The sequence below is a fragment of the Sphaerisporangium rufum genome (assembly GCF_016863395.1).
Taxonomy (GTDB): domain Bacteria; phylum Actinomycetota; class Actinomycetes; order Streptosporangiales; family Streptosporangiaceae; genus Sphaerisporangium; species Sphaerisporangium rufum.
In genome coordinates, this window is sequence record NZ_BOOU01000091.1 from 15681 (window position 1) to 34374 (window position 18694).

An 18694-nucleotide genomic window follows, 5' to 3' on the forward strand; every position below is an offset into this window, starting at 1 on the left:
TCTCCGGACAGGTAAAGGGAAACCAAATAGCATTCCGGCCAGGGGATCGTCTCGTTCCGGTCGGAGTTTGCTCATGACTCAGCTCGTCGTCGCGTTGGCCGTGGTGGCCGCCGTGGGGTTCGCGTTATACCGGACCATTCGCATAGTGCCGCAGGCCCAGGCCTTCATCATCGAGCGGCTCGGCCGCTACCACCGCACCCTCGGGCCGGGGCTGAACATCGTCGTGCCGTTCGTCGACGCGGTGAAGACGGTGGTCGACCTGCGCGAGCAGGTCGTCTCCTTCCCGCCGCAACCGGTGATCACCTCCGACAACCTGGTGGTCTCGATCGACACGGTCATCTACTTCCAGGTGACCGATCCGAAGGCGGCGACCTACGAGATCGCGAACTTCCTGACCGGTGTCGAGCAGCTGACCGTCACCACGCTGCGCAACGTGGTCGGCGGCATGGACCTGGAGCGGACGCTCACCTCGCGGGAGGAGATCAACTCCGAGCTGCGCGGGGTGCTCGACGACGCCACCGGGCGCTGGGGGATCCGGGTGAACCGGGTGGAACTCAAGGCCATCGACCCGCCCGCCTCCATCCAGGACTCGATGGAGAAGCAGATGCGGGCCGACCGCGACAAGCGCGCTTCGATCCTGTCGGCCGAAGGCCACAAGCAGTCGGCCATCCTGACCGCCGAGGGCGAGCGGCAGGCGGCGGTGCTGCGGGCGCGCGGCGAGGCGGAGGCCGCCGTGCTGCGCGCCCAGGCCGACGCCGAGGCGCAGGCCATGCGGGCCAAGGGGCAGGCGGACGCGATCGCCATGGTGTTCCGGGCCATCCACGAGGGCAAGCCTGACCAGCATCTGCTCGCCTACCAGTACCTGCAGACCCTGCCGGAGATCGCCAAGGGCGACGCCAATAAGGTGTGGATCGTCCCCTCGGAGATGGGCAAGGCGCTGGAGGGACTCGGCGGCCTGTTCGCCCGCCCCGAGCAGGCGCCGCCGGCCGGCTGACCCACCCGGCGGGCGGCGGGCGGGGCGCCGCCCCTTAGCATCGGACCGGTCCGGCCGAAAGGGACGGGGGCGGGGAAGATGGTGGCGCCGATCGAGATGGCCGCGGTGCTCGCGGCCGGCATCGCCGCGGGCGCCATCAACGCCGTCGTCGGTTCCGGTTCGCTGATCACCTTCCCGACGCTGCTCGCCTTCGGGCACCCGCCGATCGTCGCCAACGTGTCCAACAACATCGGCATGGTGGCCGGTGGCGTGACCAGCGTGCTCGGCTACCGGGAGGAACTGGCCGGCCAGCGCGGCCGGCTGCTGCGGCTGGGCGTCGCCTCGGTGCTCGGCTCGCTGGCCGGCGGCCTGCTGCTGCTCTGGTTGCCGGCCCGGGCCTTCCAGGTGATCGTGCCGGTGCTGATCGCGCTGGCCTGCGTGCTGGTGGTGGTGCAGCCCCGGCTGAACGCCTACCTGTCCGCCCGGCAGGACCGCCCGCATCCGCACGGCGGGCCGTGGCTGTGGCTCGGCGTCCTGCTGGCCGGCATGTACGGCGGCTACTTCGGCGCCGCCCAGGGCGTGGTGCTCATCGGGCTGCTCGGCATCTTCCTCGACGAGGGCCTGCAGCGGGTGAACGCGGCCAAGAACCTGCTGTCGCTGCTGGTGAACGGCTCGGCCGCCGTGTTGTTCGCGCTGATCGCGCCGGTCGACTGGTGGTCGGTGCTGCTGGTGTCGATCGGCACGATGATCGGCGGCTATCTGGGGGCGCGGCTGGGCCGCCGGCTGCCGGCCCGGGTGCTGCGCGCGTTGATCGTCGTGGTCGGCGTCGTGGCGATCGTCAAACTGGTGTACGGATGATCGCTCGGATAGGTGGGTATCTACCTGGGCATGAAGGGTGACCGGGTCGAAATCGTCATTGACGCGGGCGGCGGATCCCCGCGCACCTACGAGGTGGTGGCCACCAAGGCCGGCCGCCGGGTCGACGTCGCCACCCGGCGCGGCCTGGTCGAGGTCAGCGAGGTGACCAGGAGCGGCACGCCGGTGCGCACCGCCCGGTTCATGGCCAGCCGGATACTCGCCCTGGTGGAGCACCCGGCGGACGGCCGCGGCGACGACTGAACCGGGCCCGCCGGCCCGCCGGTCAGGCCTGGCGGGGGCGGACCTGCACGATCCCGTCGCCGCGCACGCTGACCTCGAAGGACGGCTGCGGCGCGGTGGCCGGGCCGTGCACGACCGCGCCGTCCTCCAGCCGGAAGGTGCTGCCGTGCCACGGGCAGACCACGCAGGCCTCGTCGTCCTCCACCTTCAGCCGGCCCTGGTGCAGCGGGCCGGCCAGGTGCGAGCAACGGTCGGCGAGCACCTTGACCTGGGCGCCGTGCCGCAATACGAACAGCTGGATGTAGCCGAGCCGGCGGGACACCGGGCGGCCGTCGGGAAGGTCCCAGATCCGGCACAGGTCGTGCCAGCCGAGCGGCACCAGATGGGTGGTCGGCTCGGCGTGCGTCGGTCCGGCCGCCATCCGGTAGGCCAGGTGCCCGCCGAGGTAGCCGCCGACTCCGGCCGCGCCCAGTCCGGCGAAGGCCAGCGCCTTGCCGGTCCGGTGGTCGCCGGCCAGCCGGGCGAGCAGGGAGGCCGAGTAGAGCCCGAGCGCGGCCGCGTTGACCAGCGCGTGCACGAAGCCGACCCGCTGCTGCTCCAGGTGCAGCACCGACCAGTCGGTGGCCCCGGCGGCGGCGGCCGGCACCGCGCCGGCGATCCCGGTGACCAGGACGGCCTTGGTGGCCCGCGGGTCGGCGTCGATCGCGTCCAGCACCGCGGTGGCGGTGAAGCAGCCGAGGCTGACGGTGGCGAGCACCGGATGCAGGGGATGCCCGGCGGGGACGCCGTGCAGCAGGTCGCGCAGGGTGCTCCCCGGCGGGAGCCGGCGTCTGATCGTCTTGGCGAGGGGAGTGAACACCCGATCCATGGCCCGCAGATGCTCGATGCGGTCGGTGAACCGGGTCGGCAGCGTCATGCTTCCCCGCAGCGTGCGGCGCCGCGGGCTGATGGACTTAGACGTTTCTTTCACCTTTTGCCCCCTCTCGCCCTAGGAGGCCTACCCTCCCGGAGCCGGAGAGAACACCGGCGGTCGGCTACGCGGGCGTCAGGTGCCCCCGGGCCACCGAGAGCCTGACGAGCTCGGCGGCGTAGTCGCCCAGGGCCGGTGATCCCTCCCGGATGATCTGGACTTTCTCCATCACTTGCCGGGCCGTGACCCCGTGACGTACCCAGCTGCCGCCCTCGTTGTGGTGGTTGGCCAGCATCGGCGCCAGCCGGTCGAGCGCCTTGGCGAACCTCGCCTCCGGCGTCCGGCGCTCCTCGAACTCCTCCCACAGCCCGCGCAGCGTGGCGGTCTGGCCGGCGGGCAGCAGCCCGAAGATCCGGTCGGCCGCCGCCCGCTCGGCCTTCTCCTGGAGCTCGACGGCCAGGGTGTCGTAGATGAACGTGTCGCCGGCGTCGATCTCCACGATGTCGTGCACCAGCAGCATGGCGATGACGCGGTCCAGGTCGGTGCCTTCGGGCGCGTACTCGCCGAACACCATGGCCATCATGCCGAGATGCCAGGAATGCTCGGCGTCGTTCTCCCGGCGGGAGCCGTCCATCAAGGTGTTCCTGCGGAGCACCCGCTTGAGCTTGTCGATCTCCACGACGAAACCGGCCTGGGCCGGCAGCCGTTCCTTATCGGGCACGGTGGTCACTTGCCACAGCCTATTACCGTCAGTGTCAGGATTTGTCGTCGCGACCCCGCCGGGTGCCGATCGGCCGCCCCGCCCGACCCGCCGAAACGCCCCTGGCCCAGGCATCACGCCGCCGGGCACCCGATCCGGCGAACGCTGCGAGTCACCGGATAGCGAGCGTACGGGGTGGCACCCCCCATCTCCGGACGGAAGGTGGCATGCTCTAGTCACGATGACTACGCACCCCGTCCCGCCGGCCCCCTCACCCGCCGATCCGCCGCGGCCGCCCGGCCGCGCGGTCCGGGGCCGCCCCGTCCTGGTGCGCGGCCGGTCGTTCGCCGTCCCCGCACGGCGCGCCGGCGCCGTGCTGGCCGCGTTCTCCCTCGGGGCCGGTCCGGTCGTCGCCTGCTCGGCCGCCGGGTCGTCCACTCCCGAGACCGGCCGCACCGGCGCCTCCGCCTCCACCTCGGCCGGCAGCCCGCAGCAGGCGCGGCCCACGGCCCGGCAGCGCAAGCCGTTCACCATCGCGTTCGGCGGCGACACGCACTTCGAGGGCGTGTTGCGCGGCCGGCTGGCCAACCCGCGGACCGCCCTCGGGCCGATCGCCTCGGTGCTGCGCAAGGCCGACCTGGCCATGGTCAACCTGGAGACCGCCATCACGACCGGCGGCACGCCCGCGCCCGGCAAGCAGTTCACCTTCCGCGCGCCGCCGAGCGCGCTCGCCGCGCTGCGCGGCGCCGGAGTGGACGTCGCCTCGATGGCCAACAACCACGGCATGGACTACATGCAGAGCGGCCTGCGCGACTCCCTGGCGGCCATCCGGCGCAGCCGGTTCCCGGTCGTCGGCATCGGCCGCAACGCCGCGGAGGCCTACAAGCCGTTCCGCAAGACGGTGAACGGCAACCGGGTCGCCATCATCGGCGCCACCCAGGTGCTCGACTCGGAGTTCATCCAGTCCTGGACGGCCACCGCCACCAAGGGCGGCCTCGCCTCCGCCAAGGACGAGCCGCGGCTGCTGAGCGCCGTCCGGCAGGCCCGGCGCACCGCCGACACCGTGATCGTGCACCTGCACTGGGGTACCGAGCTGCAGAAGTGCCCGAACCCGGCGCAGCGCTCGCTGGCCCCGAAACTCCTGGCGGCCGGCGCCGACGTGATCGTCGGCGGCCACGCGCACATCCTGCTGGGCAGCGGATACCTGCGCAACGGCTACGTCAATTACGGGATGGGCAACTTCGTCTTCTACAACTCCGGCCCGCAGACCGGCGCCACCGGCGTGCTCACCCTGACGATCAACGGGCGCAAGGTCCTCAAGGACCGCTGGACGCCGGCGCGGATCACCGGCGGCATCCCGATCCCGCTCACCGGCACCGGGCGTGCCCAGGCGGTGGCCGGCTGGGAGAGCCTGCGCGGCTGCGCCGGGCTGAGCGCCGAGCGGTAGGGCGGCCACCGGGCGGGTATGCGCCCGGGCATGAGGTCCATCGACACCGGTGACGTACGGCTGGCGCTGCGCGAGCAGGGTGACCCGGCGAACCCCACGGTCCTGCTGGTGCACGGCTACCCCGACACCCACCGGGTGTGGGACGAGGTCGCCGGCCTGCTCGAACCGGAGTTCCACGTCGTGCGGTACGACGTGCGCGGCGCCGGGGAGTCGTCCGCGCCGGCCGGCATCGGCGGATACCGGCTGGACCGGCTGGTGGACGATCTCGCCGCCGTGCTGGACGCGGTGGGAAAGTCGGCCGTGCACCTGGTCGGCCACGACTGGGGGTCGGTGCAGGGCTGGGCGGCGGCCGCGCGCCTGCCCGGCCGGTTGCTGTCGTTCACCTCGCTGAGCGGTCCCGGCCTGGCCCAGTGGTCGGAGTTCCTCCGGACCGGCGGCCGGCGCGAGGTCGCCGGGCAGGCGCTGCGCTCCTGGTACATCACCGCCTTCCGGATGCCGGTGGTGCCCGAGCTGGCCTGGCGCACGTTCCTGCCCCGCCTGGTGGCCCTCACCCGGGTGGCGGAGGGCATCGAGCCGCGCGAGGGCGACCCGGCGGCCACGCTGCCCGCCGACGGTGCCCGCGGCCTGGCGCTGTACCGGGCCAACACCTCGGCCCGGGCGGCCGGGCCCGGACAGGTCGACGTCCCGGTGCAGGTGATCGAGGCGCGGCGCGACCGGTTCATCTCCCGGCCGCTGGTCCAGGCGCTGGACCGGGCGGCCCCCCAGGTGTGGCGCCGGACGATCCCGGCCGGGCACTGGGCGCAGCGCAGCCACCCGGCCACCGTCGCCCGCATGATCGCCGAGTTCGCCCGGTACACCGGTGCGGGCGCCGCGCCGTCGCGGGAGCTGCGCCGGTCGCGGGCCGGAGAGGCCGGCGGGCCGTTCGACCGGCGGCTCGTCGTGGTCACCGGAGCGGGCGACGGCATCGGCCGGGCGACCGCGCGCGCGTTCGCCGCGCACGGCGCCGAGGTCGTCTGCGCCGACATCGACCTGGCCGCCGCCCGCGACACCGTCGCGGGGATCACCGCGCGCGGCGGCACCGGGCACGCCGAGCGGGTGGACGTGTCGTCCGCCGAGGAGATGGAGCGCTTCGCCCGGGAGGTCCTTGACCGGTACGGCACGCCCGACATCGTGGTCAACAACGCCGGCCTCGCGGTGGCCGGCGCCTTCCTGGACCACGAGGTGGCCGACTGGCGGCGGCTGATCGACGTCAATCTGTGGGGCGTCGTGCACGGCTGCCGGCTGTTCGCCCGGCAGATGGCCGACCGGGGGGAGGGCGGTCACATCGTGAACGTCGCCTCGGTGGCCGCCTTCATGCCCACCCGGGTGCTGCCCGCCTACTCGACCACCAAGGCGGCGGTGAAGATGCTCAGCGACTGCCTGCGCGCCGAGCTGGCCGGGCAGGACATCGGAGTCACCGCGATCTGTCCGGGCTTCGTCTCCACCGGCGTCGCGCGGAACGCGACCTACCGCGGGGTGGACCGCGGGCTGAGCGAGCGGGCGGTGGCCGCGCGGGGCTACCCGCCCGAGCGGGTCGCCGCGCACATCCTGCGGGCCGTGCACCGCAACCTCGCGGTGGTCCCGGTGAACGCCGAGGGCCGGTTCGGTTACGCGCTGTCCCGGATCTCGCCCGGGCTCACCCGGCGGCTGGCCCGGCTGGGGCGGCCCGAGCTCCTCCGGCGGGCCGGGCGGCCGGACCGGACCGATATGGGACGTCCGGCGGCGAAGGACTGACGGCCCGGCGCGGGCAGGGCAAGATGAATGTGTGCCCGGCCTGCCGATCGACCCCTGCGAAGACGTGTCCAAGCCGCTGCGCCGCAAGCCGACGCAGCGCCGCAGCGCCCGGCGGGTGGAGCGCATGCTCGACGCCTGCGCCGAGCTGCTGGACGAGGTGGGGTACGACACCCTGTCCACCACCCGGATCGCCGCCCGGGCCGGCGTCGCGATCGGCTCGGTGTACCAGTTCTTCCCGGACAAGCGGGCCATCACCCAGGCGCTCACCCAGCGCAACGTCGAGCTGTTCATCGCCCGGGTCGGCCGCCGGTTCATGGAGGAGGAGTACACCGGCTGGTGGCACGCGGTGGACGCGATCATCGACGAGTACGTCGACATGCACCGCACGGTGCCCGGCTTCCGGTCGCTGCGGTTCGGCGACGCCGTCGATCTCAACCTGCTCGACTCGGTCGCGGAGAACAACACCGTCATCGCCGGGCGGCTGCGCGGGCTGCTGCTGGAGGAGTTCGGCATGGCCGACAGCGAGCAGCTCGACCTGAACCTCACCGTCGCGGTGGAGGCGGGCGGCGCGGTGCTGGCGCTGGCCTTCCGCCGCGACCAGGCCGGGGCCGCGTCGCTGATCCGCGAGGCCAAGCGACTGATCCGCGAGTATCTGTCCAGCCAGCTGGGCTCCCGCGCCGCCGGCCAGGGGCACCCGGTGGCGGGCTGAGCCGGGCCGGCGCGTTCAGCGGCGCGGCGCGCGCAACCGGGCGATCGCCTCGGGGGTGAGCAGCCCGGCCAGCCGCTCCAGCAGCTCGACGATCTCGGTGACCCGGGCCGGTTCGGCGGTGCCGATGGCGCTCGCCACCGCGCCGTCCACCGGAGTGCCGGCCACCACCGCGACGCGCGCCGACATCTCCGGCGCGCGCCGGACGAGCATCCGGCGCCGGTCGGCGGGGTCGGGAAACGTCAGCACCGACCCGCCCTGGCGCAGCCGCGCGACCGATTCGGAGACCCGGCTCTGCGGCAGGCCGGTCCGGGCGGCGATCTCGCCGATCGAGCTGTTGTCGTGCTCGACCACGTCGAGCAGCACGATCACCACCGTGCGGACGCTGGTGGTCCACTCGCCGATTCCCTCGCGTGGGATCGCCTCTTCGCCGATCTTCATCAGCGTCCGGCCGAGGAGGAACAGCTCAACTCCGTTCACACTCCCACGATACATACAGACGAATAAATCCTAGAAGATGTATTCAAAAAGATGTATCGTCATGGATGGTTGGATACTGCCCTGTCACAGGAGGCGATCATGGAGAGCACCAAGCGGGCCACGCTGGCGGTACCGGGCGCCCGGCTGTACTACGAGCTGTGCGGCTCCGGGCCGTTGCTGCTGGTCCTGCAGGGCGGCGAGGGCGACGCCGGCCGCACCGCCGCGCTGGTCCGCGAGCTGCGCGACCGCTACACCATGCTCACCTACGACCGCCGGGGCCTGTCGAGGAGCACGGTGGACGAACCGATGCCACCGATCACCATCGAGACGCACGCCGACGACGTCCACCGCCTGCTGGCGGCGGTCACCGGCGAGCCGGCCACGCTGCTCGGCTCCAGCTTCGGCGGGCTCGTCGGGCTGGTCCTGGCCACCGCGCATCCCGATCAGGTGGCGACACTGGTCACCCACGAGCCGCCCGCCCTCGGGGTGCTGCCCGGGCCGGAGCGGGCCCGGGCCGAGCGCGTGCTGCTCGACCTGGAGGCCACTTTCCGCGAGGAGGGGTGGGCCGCCGCGTTCAAGAAGCTCGCCGAGGCCACCGGTGCCGGGTACGACGACCGCGAGCCGGAGGTGGAGCTGCCGCCCCCGCTGTCGCCGGAGCGGATCGCCAACATGAAGTTCCTGTTCACCCACGACCTGCCCGCCGTGCGGACCTGCCGGCTGGACGCCGGCGCGCTGGCCACGCTGCGCGGCGGGCCGGTCCGGGTGGTCCCGGCCGCCGGTCACACCACCGCGCGGGACTTCTTCGACCACCGGTGCGCCGCCGAGATCGCCCGCCTGCTGGGCACCGAGCTCGCCGAGTTCCCTGGCGGGCACAACGGGCTGACCATGCGGCCGAAGGCCTTCACCCGCCGGCTGCTCGACGTCATCGGCGTGCCGGGGTGAGCGGTGACCGGCCGGTCCGGGCGCCCGGTGGCCACAGCGCGGGCGGCCGGCCCGGCCACCCCGCCGGGGGGCCCTCCGGCGCGGGCCGCCGGCCCCGGGTGGAGTCCTGGCCGCCCTCCCGGCAACCGGTCGCCGCCTGGCCGCCGCTCGTACGCGCCGCCCGTACCTCGGCGCGCAAGCGCATGATCTCCGCCTGCTGCCGGTCGGCCCGTTCCAGCCGGGCCGTGGTGTAACCGATGGTTCCGGGGACGACGGCGGCGACGATGGCGGCGCACGACAGGCTCACGGCCGTCTGCCAGGACAGGTCCATCGCGGCTCCTTAGCACGGCGGGCGCGATTCCAGGCGCCCTGCTCATGCCCGGGTGGCCCGCGCGACACGCAGCGGGTGGGCATATGTATACAAACCCGTACCGAACCAATGCCTGCCGTTGTCCGCACACAGTGGAGCGCCGCTCGGTAATCTCGTCCTGTGGCACATGTGACGCGAGAGCAGCTTGATCGTCTGCTCGAACAGGTCCTCCTGAACGACGATCACGGGGCTCTGGCAGCGCGGCTCGACGAGCTGGCGCACGGATACGCGTCGGGTGACGTGTCCCGGGCGGCGATCTTCGTGCTGGCCGCGGAGGAGTGGCGGCAGGCGGGCCAGCCGGCCCGCGCCCTGGAATCGTTCCAGCGGGCCCTGGACGACGGCGGCGAGGTGACCGTCGATCCCCGGGCGGGCATCGCCGACACGCTGTTCGAGCTGGACCGCCCGGCCGAGGCCCGGCGACTGGTCGAGTCGATCAAGGCGGACGGCCGGGCCGACGCCGGCACGGCACTGCACGTGGCGGAGACGTTGCTCGCCTACGGTGATCTGGCCGGGGCCCACGAGTGGGCGACCGAGGGCCTCGCCCTGGCCGGTGCCGGCTCCGGCAGCACCCGGGACGCCCTGCTGCGCACCCGATACCGCATCCGCGTCGACCTCGGCCTGCCCGAGGACGACCTGGACGCGCTGCTCGACGCGCCCCGCTGACGCGGCCGGTCCGTCCCTCCGTGCTTCGCCGGCCACGGTAGTTGGCCCGGACGACCGTAAGGGCCGTGCCCTGGCGGGGCACGGCCCTTACGGTCGCCGATGGCCGAATCCGGCCATGGCCGGTGCCGGATGTCAGCCGATCGCGGTCTCCGACACGGCGGTCTGGGTGGCGGGCACCTCGACCTTGGTGGTCACGGTCGTCTCGGCGGACTTCTCCGGCTGCGCCGGCTGCGCCGGCTGTGCCGGCTGTGCCGGCTGCACGGCCTCGGGCGAGGTCGTCGCGGCCTCGGCCTTGCCGGCCGGGGCTGGCGCGGCCTTCTCGCCGGTGGCCTTCTCGTCGGCCACCGGCTCGTCGCCCACCGTCTCGTCCGCCACCGTCTCGTCCGCGGGCGTCACGGCCGGGGTGCCCTCGGCGAGCGCCGGAGCCGGCGTGGTGCCCTCCTCCGCCGGGACGGTCTGCGGCTCGACCGGCAGCTCCGCCGGGGCGTCCGCAGCGGGGGCGTCCGCAGCGGGGGCGTCCGCAGCGGGAGCGTCCGCGACCGGGGCGTCCGCGACCGGGGCGTCCGCCGCGGGCAGCACGACCGCGTCCGTGGCGGGCTTGGCGGCATCCACCGCCGGCTCTGCCACGTCGGCCTTGGTCACGTCGGCCGGCTTGACCGCGTCGGCCGGCTTGGCGGCGTCGGCCGGAGCCGTGGCGTCGGCCGGCTTGGCGATGTCGGCCGGCTTGGCGATGTCGGCGGGCTTGGCGGCGTCGGCCGGGGTCGCCGGCTCGACGGGCTTGACCGCGTTCTCCGCCGGGTTCTCCGCCGGGTTCTCCGCCGCGTCCCCGGCCGGCGTGATGTCGGCCGGCTTGGTGACCTCGGCGGGCTTGACCACGTCGGCCGGCTTGGCGGCGTCAGCGGGCTTGGCGGCGTCGGCCGGCTTGCTCGCGTCGGCCGGCTTCGCCGGGTCCGCGGGCTTAGCGGCGTCGGCGGGCTTGGCGTCGGTGGGCTTGATCTCCACACCGGGCTTGATCTCCACGCCCGAGGACGCACCCTCGGCCGGCTTGATCTCGACGCCCGGCTTGATCTCCACGCTCGGGTCCGCCGCCACCGGCTTGGGGTCCGCGGCCTTGTCCGGAGCGCTCTCGCTCTCCGGGACGTCGGTGCGGACGCTCGCCCGGGCGGTGCCCTTCATGAAGACCGGCAGGTCGCACAGGGCGAGCCGGGCGCCGTTCGGCACCACGCGGCCGTCGGGGAGCTGGGTCCGGTCCACGCCCACGACCACGTCGCCCTGACCGGCGGTGCCCGGCGCCTGGCCGGGGGTACCCACCTGGGCGGGGGCGTCCGCCGGCGCGGGGGCCGGAGCCGGAGCCGGGGCGGGGGCCGGGGCCGGCGCGGGCGCCGGAACCGACGTGCTGGACGACTCCTGCGACGGGACCGGGTTGTCACCGGGGGTGGAGGCGAGTGCCGCACCCACTCCCAGCCAACCGGCACCGGCGGTGACGGCGGCCACCGTGAGAACGCCCCTGATGTTCAGCGAAGTGCGCATGCAGACTCCCTGGCTACTAGTCGTATGGGGACGACCACAGAACGTAGCCAGGGAGCCGGGTGGGCGGGAGGGCGTTAACGCAATACTGGCGATTTCCTTACCGGGAGCCCTCCACGGTCAGGGTGTCCCCGGCGGCGTCCAGATCGACGACCACCTCGTCCCCATCGTGGATCTCACCGGACAGCAGGCCGCGGGCCAGTTTGTCGCCGATCGCCGACTGGACCAGCCGCCGCAGCGGCCGGGCGCCGTAGAGCGGGTCGTAGCCGGTGAGCGCCAGCCAGTCGCGGGCCGCCGGGGTGACCGTCAGGGTGAGCCGCCGGTCCGACAGCCGCCGGGCCAGCCGCGCCACCTGCAGGTCGACGATCTGCGACAGCTCCTCCGAGCCGAGCGCGTCGAACAGGATCACATCGTCCAGGCGGTTCAGGAACTCCGGCTTGAACGACGCCCGCACCGACTGCAGCACCTTGTCGCGCTTGGCCGGGCCGTCCAGTGCCGGATCGACCAGGTACTGCGAGCCGATGTTGGAGGTGAGGATCAGGATCGCGTTGCGGAAGTCGACCGTGCGGCCCTGCCCGTCGGTGAGCCGCCCGTCGTCCAGCACCTGGAGCAGGATGTCGAAGACCTCCGGGTGGGCCTTCTCGATCTCGTCCAGCAGCACGACGGTGTACGGGCGGCGGCGCACCGCCTCAGTGAGCTGGCCACCCTCCTCGTATCCGACGTATCCGGGCGGAGCACCGACCAGCCGGGCGACGCTGTGCTTCTCGCCGTACTCGCTCATGTCGATACGGGTCATGGCCCGCTCGTCGTCGAACAGGAACTCGGCGAGCGCCTTGGCCAGCTCGGTCTTGCCCACGCCGGTGGGACCGAGGAACATGAACGAACCGGTCGGCCGGTCGGGGTCGGCGACGCCCGCCCGGGCCCGGCGCACCGCGTCCGACACCGCGCGCACGGCGTCGTGCTGCCCGATGAGCCGGGCGCCGAGCTCGTCCTCCATGCGCAGCAGCTTGGCGGTCTCGCCCTCCAGCAGGCGGCCGGCCGGAATGCCGGTCCACGAGGCGATCACCTGCGCGATGTCGTCCGCGCCGACCTCCTCCTTGACCATGGCCTCCTCCGGCTGCGCCTGCGCGCTGGCCTCGGAGAGCTCCTTCTCCAGCCGGGGCACGTCGCCGTACATCAGGCGGGAGGCGGCCTCGAAGTCGCCGTCCCGCTGGGCGCGCTCGGCCGCCGACCGGGCGTCGTCGAGCTGCTTCTTCAGCTCGCCCACCCGGTTCAGCCCCGCCTTCTCCCGCTGCCAGCGCGCCACCAGGGCGTCGAGCTCCTCCTGCCGGTCGGCCAGCTCCTGGCGCAGCTTGGCCAGGCGCTGCACGCTCGCGTCGTCGGTCTCCTTGGCGAGGGCGAGCTCCTCCATCTTCAGCCGGTCCACGGCCCGCTGCAGCTCGTCGATCTCCACCGGCCGCGAGTCGATCTCCATGCGCAGCCGGCTCGCGGCCTCGTCGACCAGGTCGATCGCCTTGTCCGGCAGGAAGCGCGCGGTGATGTAGCGGTCGGACAGGGTCGCGGCGGCCACCAGAGCGCCATCGGAGATCTGCACCTTGTGGTGCGCCTCGTATCGGCCCTTCAGCCCGCGCAGGATGGCGATGGTGTCGGCGACGGTCGGCTCGCCGACGAAGACCTGCTGGAACCGCCGCTCCAGCGCCGGGTCCTTCTCGATGCGCTCGCGGTACTCGTCCAGGGTGGTGGCGCCGATCATCCGCAGCTCGCCGCGGGCCAGCATGGGCTTGAGCATGTTGCCCGCGTCCATCGCGCCCTCGGCCGCCCCCGCGCCGACCACGGTGTGCAGCTCGTCGATGAAGGTGACGACCTGCCCCTCGCTCTCTTTGATCTCGGTGAGCACGGCCTTCAGCCGCTCCTCGAACTCGCCGCGATACTTGGCGCCCGCGACCATCGCGCCGAGGTCCAGCGAGACCAGGCGCTTGCCGCGCAGGCTCTCCGGGACGTCCCCGGCCACGATGCGCTGGGCGAGGCCCTCCACCACCGCGGTCTTGCCCACCCCGGGCTCGCCGATGAGCACCGGGTTGTTCTTGGTGCGCCGGCTGAGCACCTGCACCACGCGGCGGATCTCGTTGTCCCGGCCGATCACCGGATCCAGCCGGCCGGCCCGGGCGCGCTCGGTGAGGTCGGCGCCGTACTTCTCCAGGGCGCGGTAGGTGTCCTCCGGGCTCTCGCTGGTGACCCGGGCGTGTCCGCGGACCTTCTCGAAGGCGTCCAGCAGCGCGGCCGGGCCGGCGCCCTGTCCCTTCAGCAGCCGGGCGACCGGACCACCGTCGGCGGCCAGGCCGACCAGCAGATGCTCGGTGGAGACGTACTCGTCCTCCAGCTGCCGGGCCCGGGCGGCGGCGGTGTTCAGCACCACCAGGAGCTGCCGCGAGGAGGACGGCGCGCTCACCGTCGCGCCCTGGGCCTTCGGGAGCTGCTCCAGCTCCTTCTCCGCGTCGGCGCGCAACCGCTTCCAGTCCGCGCCGACCGCCTCCAGCAGGGCCACGGCCGTGCCGTCGGTCTGGGCGAGCAGGCTGGTGAACAGGTGTGCCGGGCCGACCTCCGGGTGGCCGTCGGCGGCGGCGCGCCGGACCGCCCCCGACAGGGCGTCCTGGCTCTTTCGCGTCAGCTTGTAGTCCACGCTCATCTTGCCTTTCTCGCGTGCGCGGCACAGGCCTCTCGCCGTTCACCCGATGGGTGCCGCTTCGCCGCTTCGCTATGTGGTCGCCGGCGCCCGCGGCGCCCGCGGGCGCCGCCGGCTCGGCGTGAGTGCACCGCACCTGTGCGGCCCGGTGCCGGGGTGGTGCGCCGGTACCGGCCGCCCGCCGCGTCAGGCGGGCGGCAGCTGGTACCGGATCAGCGCGCGGATCATGGCCATCTCGCCACGGAGCCGGCCGAGCTCCTCGCGCATCCGCAGGTTCTCGTTCTCCAGGGCGAGGATGCGTTTGATGCCCGCGAGGTTGATGCCCTCCTCCTGGGAGAGCCGCTGCACCTCGCGCAGCATCACGATGTCGCGCGTCGAGTAGAGGCGTCCCCGGCCGGCCGTCCGGCCCGGGCTGACCAGGCCGAGACGGTCGTACTGCCGGAGAGTCTGCGGGTGCAGCCCGGAGAGCTGGGCGGCCACCGAGATGACGTACACCGGAGTGTCGTCGGACAGGTCGAAGAACTTGGCGTCCATCGGCGTCGCCTCCCTTCCGGCTACTCGCTTCTCGCCTGTCTGAGCAGATCGGCGCGGGGGTCCGCGTCGTCGGAGACCGCGCGGAACTCCTCCAGCGCGGACCTCTCCTTGTCACCGAGATGCTGTGGCACCGCCACCTCCACCGTGACGAGCAGGTCACCCTTGGTGCCGTCCTTGCGGGCGGCGCCCCGGCCGCGCACGCGGAACGTGCGGCCGTTCGGCGTGCCCTCCGGGATCCGCAGCGTGACCGGCATGCCCTGCAGGGTCGGAACCCTGATCTCCGCACCGAGGGCGGCCTCGGTGAAGGTGACCGGAACCGTGATCGTCAGATTGTCGGCAGAACGGCCGAAGACCGGGTGCGGCTTGACATGGATCTGCACGTACAGGTCACCGGCCGGCCCGCCGTTCTCGCCCGGCGCGCCCTTGCCCTTGAGCCGGATGCGCTGGCCGTCGGCCACGCCGGCGGGGATGCGCGCCTGCAAGGTGCGGGTGCTCCTGCCCCGCCCGCTGCCCTCGCACACCGGGCAGGGGTCGTCCACGAGCAGGCCGCGGCCCTTGCAGTCGCGGCACGGCTCGGAGAAGGCGAAGTTGCCCAGATTGCGGCTGGCGGCTCCGGTGCCCTCGCAGGTCGGGCAGACCCGCGGGGTGGTGCCGGCCTTGGCCCCGGTGCCGCTGCACGCGGCGCAGGCCGAGGAACTGGTCAGCCGGAGCGACACCGTGGTGCCGTCCACCGCCTCGGTGAACGAGAGGGTGACCTCCGACTCGATGTCCTGCCCGCGACGCGGCCGGGTGGTGCCGGCGGTGGGACGCTGGCCGCGGTTGAAGATCCCGCCGAACAGGTCGCCGATGCGCTCGCCGGTGCCGCCCTGCGCCGTGCCGCCGAACAGGTCGCCGAACTCGAACGGGAAGCCGCCGCCGCGGGGGGCGCCGCCGCCCCCCGCGTAGCCGCCGAGACCCGACCCGAACAACGCCCGCGCCTCGTCGTACTCCTTACGGCGCTTGGCGTCGGACAGGACGTCGTAGGCCTCCGAGACCTGCTTGAACTTCGCCTCGGTCTCGGTGTTGCCCTGGTTGGCGTCCGGGTGGTACTTCCTGGCCAGTCTCCGGTACGCCTTCTTGATCTCTTCGGCGGTGGCGGTCTTCGACACACCAAGGACCGCGTAATAGTCCTTCTCCAGGTAGTCCTTGGTGCTCATCTATCGCTTCCTTCGCACGCCGCAGGGACGGTCGCTCAATTGTCCTCGGGATCGGCCGGGGCCTCCCCCGCCTCGGACCCGGAACCGGTGCCGCCCGCGGCGGGCTCCTCCGGCTCGGCCACGGCCACCCGTGCCGGCCGCAGGACGCGGTCGCCGAGCCGGTAGCCCGGCTGCAGGATCTCCACGCAGGTGGGCTCGGTGACCTCGGTGGAGTAGCTGTGCATGAGCGCCTCGTGCACCGTCGGGTCGAACGGGTCGCCCTTGGTGCCGTAGGTGGCCAGGCCCAGCTTGCTCACCGTGGTCTCCAGCGCCTCGCTGACCTTGGCGAAGCCGCCGGTGAGCTCACCGTGATCGCGAGCCCGGCCGATGTCGTCGAGCACCGGCAGGAACTCGCCCAGCACGCCGGCGACGGCCTGCTCGCGGACGACCACCCGGTCGCGCTCGACGCGCTTGCGATAGTTGGCGTACTCGGCCTGGAGCCGCTGCAGGTCGGCCGTGCGCTCGGCGAGCTGCGCGGCCAGGTCGGCGGCCGCCCCGGAGCCCGCCCCGGAGGCCGGCGCGGGCTCCTCCGCCGGGGCGGCGGGCGGGGCCTGCCCGGCCCCCTTGCCCGCCCCCTCGCGGACCTTGCCGGTCTCGGGGTCGATACGCCGGTTGTCGCGGATCACCAGGCCCTCGTGCTCGCTCCCAGGGTTCGGGGACGTCACGCGGCACCGCCCTCCCGCTTGGGCTCGTCGTCGACGATCTCGGCCTCGACGACGTCCTCGTCGGCCTTGGCGCCCTGGCCCGCACCCGTGCCCGGACCGGCGGCGCCGCCCTCGCCCGGCGCGCCCTCGGCGGCCTGACCCTGGGCGTAGATGGCCGAACCCATCTTCTGGCTGACCGTCGCGAGCTTCTCGGCGGCGGCGCGGATGGCGGCCGAGTCGCTGCCCTCCAGCGTCTTCTTCAGCTCGGCGAGGGACTCCTCCACCTCGGTCTTGACCTCGGCGGGGACCTTCTCGGCGTTCTCGCGGAGGAACTTCTCCGTCTGATAGGCGAGCGCGTCGGCGTTGTTGCGCGTCTCGGCCTCCTCGCGGCGGTTCTTGTCCTCCTCGGCGTAGGACTCGGCCTCGCGCATCATGCGCTCGATGTCGTCCTTCGGCAGCGCCGAGCCACCGGTGATCGTCATCGACTGCTCCTTGCCGGTACCGAGGTCCTTGGCGGAGACGTTGACGATGCCGTTGGCGTCGATGTCGAAGGTGACCTCGATCTGCGGGATGCCGCGCGGTGCCGGCGCGATGCCGGTCAGCTCGAAGGTCGCGAGCTTCTTGTTGTAGGCCGCGATCTCACGCTCGCCCTGGAACACCTGGATCTGCACCGACGGCTGGTTGTCCTCCGCCGTGGTGAAGACCTCCGACCGCTTGGTCGGGATCGTGGTGTTCCGCTCGATGATCTTGGTGAAGATGCCGCCCTTGGTCTCGATGCCGAGGCTCAGCGGGGTGACGTCGAGGAGCAGGACGTCCTTGACCTCGCCCTTGAGCACGCCGGCCTGCAGCGCGGCGCCGATGGCGACGACCTCGTCGGGGTTGACGCCCTTGTTCGGCTCCTTGCCGCCGGTCAGCTCCTTCACCAGCTCGCTCACGGCCGGCATGCGGGTGGACCCACCGACCAGCACCACGTGCGCGATGTCGGCGACCTTGATGCCGGCGTCCTTGATGACCTGGTGGAACGGGCCCTTGCAGCGCTCGAGCAGGTCGGCGGTGATGCGCTGGAACTCGGCGCGGGTCAGCTTCTCCTCGAGGTGCAGCGGGCCCTCGGCGGAGGCGGTGATGTAGGGCAGGTTGATCGAGGTCTCGGTCTGCGCGGACAGCTCGATCTTGGCCTTCTCCGCCGCCTCGCGGAGCCGCTGGAGCGCCATCTTGTCCTTGGACAGGTCGACGCCGTGCGCGTTCTTGAACCGGGTGACCAGCTCGTCGACGACCCGCTGGTCCCAGTCGTCGCCGCCCAGGTGGTTGTCACCGCTGGTGGCCTTCACCTCGACGAACCCGTGGCCGTCCTCCTGGCCGACGTCGAGCAGTGACACGTCGAAGGTGCCGCCACCGAGGTCGAAGACCAGGATGGTCTGGTCCTTGTCCTTGTCCAGGCCGTAGGCCAGCGCGGCCGAGGTCGGCTCGTTGATGATGCGCAGGACGTTCAGCCCCGCGATCGTGCCGGCCTCCTTGGTCGCCTGGCGCTGGGCGTCGTTGAAGTACGCCGGAACGGTGATCACCGCATCGGTGATCTTCTCGCCGAGGTAGGCCTCCGCGTCCGTCTTCAGCTTCTGCAGGACGAAGGCGCTGATCTGCTGGGGGGAGAACTTCTTACCGTCGATCTCGACGGTCCAGTTCGTGCCCATCTCGCGCTTGACCGAACGGATGGTGCGGTCGACGTTGGTGACGGCCTGCCGCTTCGCCACCTCACCGACGAGCACCTCGCCGTTCTTCGCGAAGGCCACGACGGACGGAGTGGTCCGCGAGCCCTGAGCGTTGGCGATGACCGTGGGCTCACCGCCCTCGAGGATCGAGACGACGGAGTTGGTCGTCCCCAGGTCGATACCTACCGCACGTGCCATTAGTACGTCCTTGTAGTCAAAGTTGAGTCGGTGTGACTCAATGTTGGACCTCGCCGGACCCGTTGTCAAGCGAGTTGAGTCTGACTGGCTCAACCCTATGCGACCCCGAACTATTCCGCGTTGTCT

General features: G+C 72.6%; 18 protein-coding genes. 8 read left to right on the forward strand and 10 right to left on the reverse strand.

What is annotated here, in order from left to right:
• Positions 1–73: 73 nt before the first annotated feature.
• The 3 genes from Sru01_RS31045 to Sru01_RS31055 all read left to right on the forward strand — a co-directional run bounded on the left by Sru01_RS31045 (position 74) and on the right by Sru01_RS31055 (position 2092).
• On the forward strand, positions 74–994 hold the full coding sequence (locus Sru01_RS31045; RefSeq protein ID WP_203993217.1) for an SPFH domain-containing protein: 921 nt from the start codon (positions 74–76) through the stop codon (positions 992–994).
• A gap of 78 nt (positions 995–1072) precedes the next feature.
• Complete coding sequence (locus Sru01_RS31050) at positions 1073–1831, forward strand: sulfite exporter TauE/SafE family protein (protein ID WP_373869559.1); 759 nt, start codon at positions 1073–1075, stop codon at positions 1829–1831.
• A gap of 12 nt (positions 1832–1843) precedes the next feature.
• Positions 1844–2092, forward strand: a complete 249-nt coding sequence (locus tag Sru01_RS31055) for a DUF8836 family protein (protein WP_239137887.1) — start codon at positions 1844–1846, stop codon at positions 2090–2092.
• Between the two features lie 22 nt (positions 2093–2114).
• Here the strand turns inward: Sru01_RS31055 and Sru01_RS31060 are convergent, their stop codons facing one another.
• Positions 2115–3041: a Rieske (2Fe-2S) protein gene (locus tag Sru01_RS31060; protein ID WP_239137888.1), complete on the reverse strand. Its 927-nt coding sequence runs from the start codon at positions 3039–3041 to the stop codon at positions 2115–2117.
• 64 nt (positions 3042–3105) lie between these two features.
• A complete protein-coding gene (locus Sru01_RS31065) occupies positions 3106–3711 on the reverse strand; it encodes an HD domain-containing protein (RefSeq protein WP_239137889.1) in 606 nt (201 codons plus the stop codon).
• Positions 3712–3922: 211 nt separating this feature from the next.
• On the opposite strand from Sru01_RS31065, the gene Sru01_RS31070 reads away from it, so the two are divergent.
• The 3 genes from Sru01_RS31070 to Sru01_RS31080 are packed head-to-tail and all read left to right on the forward strand — an operon-like array spanning position 3923 to position 7610.
• Positions 3923–5128, forward strand: a complete 1206-nt coding sequence (locus tag Sru01_RS31070) for a CapA family protein (RefSeq protein WP_239137890.1) — start codon at positions 3923–3925, stop codon at positions 5126–5128.
• A 30-nt stretch (positions 5129–5158) separates the two neighbouring features.
• The gene (locus Sru01_RS31075; protein WP_203993221.1) at positions 5159–6901 is read left to right on the forward strand and encodes an SDR family oxidoreductase; all 1743 of its coding nucleotides are present in this window, start codon (positions 5159–5161) and stop codon (positions 6899–6901) included.
• Positions 6902–6932: 31 nt separating this feature from the next.
• Positions 6933–7610, forward strand: a complete 678-nt coding sequence (locus Sru01_RS31080; RefSeq protein ID WP_239137891.1) for a TetR/AcrR family transcriptional regulator — start codon at positions 6933–6935, stop codon at positions 7608–7610.
• A gap of 15 nt (positions 7611–7625) precedes the next feature.
• Here Sru01_RS31080 and Sru01_RS31085 read toward each other — a convergent pair whose 3' ends face one another.
• Complete coding sequence (locus Sru01_RS31085; RefSeq protein ID WP_239137892.1) at positions 7626–8087, reverse strand: MarR family transcriptional regulator; 462 nt, start codon at positions 8085–8087, stop codon at positions 7626–7628.
• Positions 8088–8186: 99 nt separating this feature from the next.
• On the opposite strand from Sru01_RS31085, the gene Sru01_RS31090 reads away from it, so the two are divergent.
• Positions 8187–9029 carry an alpha/beta hydrolase gene (locus Sru01_RS31090; RefSeq protein ID WP_203993226.1) on the forward strand — a complete coding sequence of 281 codons (843 nt, stop codon included), beginning with the start codon at positions 8187–8189 and terminating at the stop codon, positions 9027–9029.
• Here the strand turns inward: Sru01_RS31090 and Sru01_RS31095 are convergent.
• The gene (locus Sru01_RS31095; protein WP_203993228.1) at positions 9010–9339 is read right to left on the reverse strand and encodes a hypothetical protein; all 330 of its coding nucleotides are present in this window, start codon (positions 9337–9339) and stop codon (positions 9010–9012) included. The two genes, Sru01_RS31090 and Sru01_RS31095, sit on opposite strands and share 20 nt — an antisense overlap.
• 159 nt (positions 9340–9498) lie before the next feature.
• Here Sru01_RS31095 and Sru01_RS31100 point away from each other — a divergent pair, with 159 nt between their 5' ends.
• A complete protein-coding gene (locus Sru01_RS31100; protein WP_203993230.1) occupies positions 9499–10041 on the forward strand; it encodes a tetratricopeptide repeat protein in 543 nt (180 codons plus the stop codon).
• Between the two features lie 132 nt (positions 10042–10173).
• On the opposite strand, the gene Sru01_RS31105 is transcribed toward Sru01_RS31100, so the two are convergent.
• The 6 genes from Sru01_RS31105 to dnaK all read right to left on the reverse strand — a co-directional run bounded on the left by Sru01_RS31105 (position 10174) and on the right by dnaK (position 18568).
• The gene (locus Sru01_RS31105; protein ID WP_203993232.1) at positions 10174–11571 is read right to left on the reverse strand and encodes a hypothetical protein; all 1398 of its coding nucleotides are present in this window, start codon (positions 11569–11571) and stop codon (positions 10174–10176) included.
• 97 nt (positions 11572–11668) lie between these two features.
• On the reverse strand, positions 11669–14248 hold the full coding sequence (gene clpB, locus Sru01_RS31110; RefSeq protein ID WP_203993259.1) for an ATP-dependent chaperone ClpB: 2580 nt from the start codon (positions 14246–14248) through the stop codon (positions 11669–11671).
• Positions 14249–14437: 189 nt separating this feature from the next.
• Entirely contained in the window at positions 14438–14785 is a 348-nt protein-coding gene (locus tag Sru01_RS31115) for a heat shock protein transcriptional repressor HspR (protein ID WP_203993234.1), read from the reverse strand.
• A gap of 20 nt (positions 14786–14805) precedes the next feature.
• On the reverse strand, positions 14806–15981 hold the full coding sequence (gene dnaJ, locus Sru01_RS31120) for a molecular chaperone DnaJ (RefSeq protein WP_203993236.1): 1176 nt from the start codon (positions 15979–15981) through the stop codon (positions 14806–14808).
• 35 nt (positions 15982–16016) lie between these two features.
• Complete coding sequence (grpE, locus tag Sru01_RS31125; protein WP_203993239.1) at positions 16017–16685, reverse strand: nucleotide exchange factor GrpE; 669 nt, start codon at positions 16683–16685, stop codon at positions 16017–16019.
• Positions 16682–18568, reverse strand: a complete 1887-nt coding sequence (dnaK, locus tag Sru01_RS31130; RefSeq protein ID WP_203993241.1) for a molecular chaperone DnaK — start codon at positions 18566–18568, stop codon at positions 16682–16684. The genes grpE and dnaK overlap by 4 nt, the downstream gene beginning before the upstream one ends.
• Positions 18569–18694 lie beyond the last annotated feature (126 nt).